Origin of the sequence: Burkholderia sp. AU4i (assembly GCF_000466765.1) — a bacterium.
GTDB classification, from domain to species: domain Bacteria; phylum Pseudomonadota; class Gammaproteobacteria; order Burkholderiales; family Burkholderiaceae; genus Burkholderia; species Burkholderia cepacia.
Map to the genome: position 1 here is coordinate 1 of NZ_ASSI01000341.1, position 6,215 is coordinate 6,215.

Here is a 6,215-nt window from a genome sequence, read left to right on the forward strand (position 1 = left end):
CCCCGGTTCGCGCGCGTCGACGAGCGCGATGCCGAGCGCCGCCTGCGCGTCGCCCGAGCCGCGGCGCGCCAGCGTGCGCAACTGCGCGAGCGCGTGCGGCTCGGTGGCCTGCGTGACCATTGCCTGCCACTCGTCGAGCTGCGCGGCGCTCGGCGTGGAGCCGGCGCCGTGCAGGCCGGTCGCCGCGACGACGGCCGCGACGGTCACGGCCGCCGCCGCGAGCAGCGCGGCCGGCGGAAGTTTCGCGCGCAGCACGCGCCGCGCGGCAGCGGCGAGGCCGGATTCGGCCGGCCGCATCGTCCGGATCGGTTGCATCGCGTGTCTCATTGCGTGAGGTCGATCTCGTAGGTGGCGAGGTTCTTGCCCGAGCCGTCGTCGGCCGCGACCTGCGTGATGCCGGTCAGGCCGGCCGCCGCCGCGTCGCCGAGGCGGTTCGGTGCGGACGCGAACTGCACGTGCGCGACCGAGCTCGCGAGCTTCGTGAAGCGCCAGCTGCGCTGCGCGCCGTCCGCCGTGCGCGTGATCGCGCCGCGTTTCTTGATGAACGCGATCAGCACGTCGCGGTTCGCATCCGGCGACGCGAAGATCGTCTTGCTGCCGTCGAGGCCCGGGAAGTTGCCGCCGCCGCTCGCGCGGTAGTTGTTGGTCGCGACGATGAACTGCGCGTTCGGGTCGATCGGCGCGCCCTTGTACGTCAGGTTCCTGATCCGGCTGCCGACCGGCTGCGTGACGTCGATTTCATACGCGAGATCGGCCGACGTGAACATGTCGAAGTTGTAGCCGGGGAAGGTGCTGACGAGCGGCTGCACGGTCGCCTTGGTCGGGTCGATCCGGTTGAAGCGCTTCGCGGCGGTTTCGAGCCAGTTCTTCACGTCGGCGCCGCTGACCTTCACCGCATACACGGTGTTCGGATACAGGTACAGGTCGGCCGCGTTGTTGATCGCGAGCGCGCCCGGTGCGACGTCGGTGTAGTCGGTGCCGCCGCCGAAGCCGCTCTTGAACGGCGCGCTGACCGACAGCACCGGCAGCGACGCGTATTGCGGCAGGTTCGCCTGCACGTAGGTCTTCACGTAGTCGGCCTGCGCCTCGTTGACGATCTGGATCGCGCCCGGATCGCCGACATCGGCGAAGTACGAGTTCATCCGGTAGTCGGTCGAGCCGATCGGCGTCTTCACATAGTCGATCGTCGCCTGGTGCTCGGCGGCGATCGCGGCGGAAACCGACGGATCGGCCGCCACGTAGCTCTTGTCGGCGTTCTGGATCGGCCGCGCCTCGACGGTCGTCTGCGACTTGTCGACGCTCCACGTCTTGCCGTCGAACTTCAGGCCGAGCTTGATCACGCCGAGGTGCTTGCCCCAGTAGTTGGCCATCACGGTCGGCACGCCGTTGACGGTGCCCTTGACCTTGTCGACGCCCGGCAGGTTGAACTGCGACACGGTGCTGTTCGCGTCCGGGAACACCTGGTGCGAGTGGCCGATCAGCATCGCGTCGATGCCGGTCACCTTCGACAGCCACCAGCTGCCGTTCTCCATCGTCGGCGAATACGCGGAATTGTCGAGGCCGCCGTGCGAGATCGCGACGACGAGATCGGCGCCCTTCGCGCGCATCTCCGGAATGTACTTCTCGGCCGCTTCCTTCAGGCCGGTCGTGTAGACCTTGCCGTCGAGCCAGCGCTTGTCCCAGTTCATGATCGCGGGCGGCGTGAAGCCGATGATGCCGATCTTCACGGGCGCGCTGACCGTCTTGCCGTCCGGCGTGGTCGCGGTCACGGTGCGGGTCAGGATCGTGTACGGCGTGAACAGCGGCGCGTTGGTCTTCGCGCTGATCACGTTCGCGAGCACCTGCGGGAAGTTCGGGCCCGCGCATTTCTTCTGCTGGGCCGGCGCCGGCAGGCCGTCGACCTCGAACGTGTTGCCGGTCACCTGCGACAGGTACGGCAGCCCGTAGTTGAATTCGTGGTTGCCGATCCCGCCGCCGTCGAATTTCGCGGCGTTCATCACCTTGTAGATCGCGAGCGTCTGGTCGCAGCCGACCGGCTTCACGAGCGCCTGGTAGTCGGACAGCGCGGTGCCCTGGATCGTGTCGCCGTTGTCGAGCAGCAGCGTGTTCGGGTACTGCTTGCGCGCCTGCGCGATCAGCGTCGACACGCGTTCGAAACCGAGCGAATTGTCGGCGGCGAGCTTGAAATAGTCGTACGACAGCACGTTGGTGTGCAGGTCGGTCGTCTCGAGCAGGGCGAGCGTGGCCGTCGTGCCGACGGGCGCCTGGGCTGCCGGCGGCGTCGCCGGCGGCGAGGTCACGTCGTCGCCGCCGCAGGCGGCGAGGATGAAGGCGAGGCTGGCGAGCGCGGCGATGGCCGGCACGCGACGGCGGGAAAGCAGGGGGAGACGCATCGGTTGTCCTGTTCGGTGTTCTGTTTTATGAAACGCGAGGTGCGCAACGATTGGCGGCGCGGGGCGCCGACGGCCTGATGTGCGGCGCGAGAGAGTATCGAAAGGAAACGTGACGGAAGAATGAAAGGTGGTGACGTCGGCATCGGGCAACGGCCGGCGGCTTCCTCGCGCACGCCGGGGCGGGCGCCCCGAGCTCGCCGCCCGCACGGAAATCCTCACGTCGCGGCGCCGGGCGGTTCGCTACAATGGCCGCTGTCACCTTTTTGCAAACAACCTGCCCTTGGACTTCGAGACTCCTCCCGGCCTGTCGGTCGACGCCGGCGGCCAGGGCCAGACGGTGCGCCTGACCGGCCAGTGGACCGCGCTCGCGCTTGCACGCAATCGCGGCGCGGTGGCGCGTCGTATCGCGAGCATCGCGTCCGGGCGCGTGAGCGAATGGGATCTGTCCGGCATCGAGCGGCTCGACCACGTCGGCGGCCAGGCGCTGTGGCGCGTGTGGGGCCGCAAGCTGCCGGACGGCGTCGCGCTGAGCGCCACGCAGCGCACGATCTTCGAGCGCATCGAGCGGCTCGACAGCGAGCGCGAGGCGCCCGAGCGCGTCGTGCGCGTCGATCCCGTCACGCGGCTCGGCCAGGCGATCTTCCGGTTCGGCGAGCACCTGCAGGGCGGCATCGCGCTGTTCGGCCTCGTGATCCTCGATGCGCTGTCGGTGTTGCGCCGTCCGCAGACGATGCCGTGGAAGGAGACCTCCGCGAACATCTACAGCGCGGGCGCCCAGGCGCTGCCGATCACCGCGCTCGTCGCGTTCCTGATCGGCATCGTGCTCAGCTACCTGTCCGCGCAGCAGCTGCAGATGTTCGGCGCGAACCGCTACATCGTGAACATCCTCGGGCTGTCGGTGATCCGCGAGCTCGGCCCGGTGCTGTCGGCGATTCTCGTCGCGGGCCGCTCCGGCTCGGCGATCACCGCGCAGATCGGCGTGATGCGCGTGACCGAGGAGCTCGACGCGATGCGCGTGATGGGCATCCCGCACGGGCTGCGGCTGATCCTGCCGCGCGTGCTCGCGCTCGGCGTCGCGATGCCGCTGCTCGTGATGTGGACCAACATCATCGCGCTGACGGGCGGCGCGCTCGCCGCGAAGCTCGTGCTCGGCATCGACGTCAACTATTTCGTGCGCTCGCTGCCGGGCGTCGTGCCGATCGCGAACCTGTACATCGGGGTCGGCAAGGGCGTCGTGTTCGGCATGCTGATCGCGCTGGTCGCCTGCCATTTCGGCTTCCGGATCAAGGCGAACTCGCAGAGTCTCGGCGAAGGCACGACCACGTCGGTCGTGACGTCGATCACAGTCGTGATCCTCGCCGACGCGGTGTTCGCGATCCTGTTCCAGAACGTGGGGCTCGGATGAACGCATCGAACGAAACGACCGCGCACGCCGCGGCCATCGGTGCCGGGTCGGTCGGCGAGCGGCCGGCCGCGGCGGCCGCTCCCGGCGATCTCGTGATCGAGGTGCGCAACCTGACCAAGCGCTACGGGCGCAACATCATTCATCAGAAGCTCGACTTCGACGTGCGACGCGGCGAGATCGTGTCGATCGTCGGCGGCTCGGGCTCCGGCAAGACCACGCTCGTGCGGCAGATCCTCGGCCTCGAGCGGCCGACGTCCGGCACGATCAAGGTGTTCGGCGAGGATACGGCGACGATCGACGACGCGAGCGCGCGGATGATGCGCACGCGCTCCGGGATGCTGTTCCAGCAGGGCGCGCTGTTCTCGTCGATGACGGTGTTCGACAACGTCGCGCAGCCGCTGCGCGAGCTCGGCCGCGTGCCGCCGGACCTGCTGCACGACATCGTGATGCTCAAGCTCGAGATGGTCGGGCTGCCGTGCAAGCACGCGTCGAAGATGCCGGCCGCGCTGTCGGGCGGGATGGTCAAGCGGGTCGGCATCGCGCGCGCGATCGCGCTCGAGCCCGAGCTGCTGTTCCTCGACGAGCCGACGGCCGGCCTCGATCCGCAGGCGTCGGACGAATTCGTCGAGCTGATCGCGACGCTCCACCGCACGCTCGGGCTGACCGTCGTGATGGTGACGCACGATCTCGACACGATGGTCGCGCTGTCGACGCGCGTCGCGGTGCTGGCCGACCGCAAGGTGCTGGTCGCCGCGCCGGTGGAGGAGGCCGCGAACGTCGACCATCCGTTCATCCACGAATATTTCCTGGGGCTGCGCGGGCGCCGCGCATTGCAGGCGCTGCCGCCCGAGCGGCGCGCGAAGCTGCCGAAGGCGGCCCTCGAACCGGCGCTGTCGAGCGTCGAGCTGTAGGCACGAAGGAATCCTCGAATGGAAAACAAATCACATGCGTTCTGGGCCGGCCTGTTCACGATCGCGCTGACGCTCGCGATCGCGGGCACCGTGTTCTGGTTCAACGTCGACCGCACCGTGCGCGTGCCGTACGATCTGCTCGCGCGCACCAACGTGACGGGGCTGTTCCCGGACGCGGCCGTGCGCTTTCGCGGCCTCGACGTCGGCAAGGTGCAGTCGATCGGCTTCGACCGCGCGCACCCGGGGCAGATCCGGATCCGGATCCTCGTCGACCACGACGCGCCGATCACGCAGTCGACCTACGGCAGCCTCGGCTTCCAGGGCGTGACGGGGATCGCGTTCGTGCAGCTCGAGGACACGGGCCGCGACCTGGCGCCGCTGCCGTCGTCGCCGAAGGCGATTGCGCAGATCCCGATGCGGCCGAGCCTGTTCGACCAGATCCAGGAGCGCGGCGACGTGCTGCTGCGGCAGCTCGAGCTGGCCGCGAAGAGCGCGAATGCGCTGATGTCGCCCGAGATGCGCGAGCAGTTGCGCGCGACCGCCGAAAGCCTGCAGCACGCGGCCGACGGGGCCGCCACGCTGACGAAGCAGCTCGGCCCGGCGGTCACCGCGCTGCCGGAAACGATGCACGAGGTGAACCGCGCGATGGCGTCGGCGAACACGCTGCTGCAGCCGAACGGGCCGCTCGTGTCGAACCTGAACAAGGCCGGCACGGCCGCCGAGCAGGTCGGCGTCGCGCTGAACGATCTCAACGCGCGCGTGCAGTACGACACGTTGCCGCGCTTCAACGCGCTGGCCGGCAGCGTCGGCGATGCGTCGCGGCAATTGAAGGACGTGGCCGGTGAACTTGGCCGCAACCCGCGCAGTCTGTTGTTCGGTTCGCCCGGCGCGGCGCCGGGGCCCGGCGAAGCGGGCTTCGTCTGGCCCGGCGCGACGGCCCGGCAGTGACCCCCATCGAAACCGGAAACATCATGCAGGAACACGCCATGCCACGAATCCTTGACCGCGCGCTGCGTCCGGCCGCGGCCGCGCTTGCCGTGCTGACGCTTTCGCTCGCGGCCGGCTGCGCCGGCAACAGCGCGGCGCTGTCGAATGTCCGCTACGACCTCGGGCCGGCCGCGCCGGTCGTGACCGCGGGCACGGCCCCCGCGCTGAAGGTGCTCGACGTCGTCGTGCCCGACGCGCTCGACTCCGACAAATTCGCGTACCGCCTCGCGTACTTGGACGCGCAGCACGTGGCCGTCTATCGCGACAGCCGCTGGACGGCACCGCCCGCACAACTGCTCACGCAGCGGCTGCGCGGCGCGCTGTCGTCGCGCGGCACGGTGCTCGAAGGGGCCGACGGCGTGCGCGCGCCGACCCTCAAGGTCGACCTGAACGAATTCGAGCAGGTGTTCGACGGCCAGTCGCAGAGCTACGGCGCCGTCACCGCGCGTGCGACGCTGACGCTGGACGGCAAGGTGCTCGGCCAGCGCACGTTCGTCGCGCGCGCGCCGTCGAGCACGC

5 protein-coding genes and 1 pseudogene are annotated in these 6,215 nt (G+C 69.4%); 4 read left to right on the forward strand and 2 right to left on the reverse strand.

The genetic code is table 11. The features are described 5' to 3' along the window. Positions 1-315, reverse strand: a pseudogene (locus L810_RS42170) (tetratricopeptide repeat protein); the annotation flags it as partial. An 8-nt stretch (positions 316-323) separates the two neighbouring features. Continuing rightward, positions 324-2,393: a bifunctional 2',3'-cyclic-nucleotide 2'-phosphodiesterase/3'-nucleotidase gene (locus L810_RS42175; RefSeq protein WP_021164211.1), complete on the reverse strand. Its 2,070-nt coding sequence runs from the start codon at positions 2,391-2,393 to the stop codon at positions 324-326. 280 nt (positions 2,394-2,673) lie between these two features. Between L810_RS42175 and L810_RS42180 the strand changes: the two genes are divergently transcribed. The 4 genes from L810_RS42180 to L810_RS42195 all read left to right on the forward strand — a co-directional run. After that, positions 2,674-3,798 carry an MlaE family ABC transporter permease gene (locus tag L810_RS42180; RefSeq protein WP_021164213.1) on the forward strand — a complete coding sequence of 375 codons (1,125 nt, stop codon included), beginning with the start codon at positions 2,674-2,676 and terminating at the stop codon, positions 3,796-3,798. Next, positions 3,795-4,709: an ABC transporter ATP-binding protein gene (locus tag L810_RS42185; RefSeq protein ID WP_021164214.1), complete on the forward strand. Its 915-nt coding sequence runs from the start codon at positions 3,795-3,797 to the stop codon at positions 4,707-4,709. Before L810_RS42180 ends, L810_RS42185 begins: the two co-directional genes overlap by 4 nt. An 18-nt stretch (positions 4,710-4,727) precedes the next feature. Continuing rightward, a complete protein-coding gene (locus L810_RS42190) occupies positions 4,728-5,657 on the forward strand; it encodes an MlaD family protein (protein ID WP_021164215.1) in 930 nt (309 codons plus the stop codon). A 38-nt stretch (positions 5,658-5,695) separates the two neighbouring features. After that, on the forward strand, positions 5,696-6,215 hold a 520-nt coding region (locus tag L810_RS42195), incomplete at its 3' end, for an ABC-type transport auxiliary lipoprotein family protein (protein ID WP_042978342.1).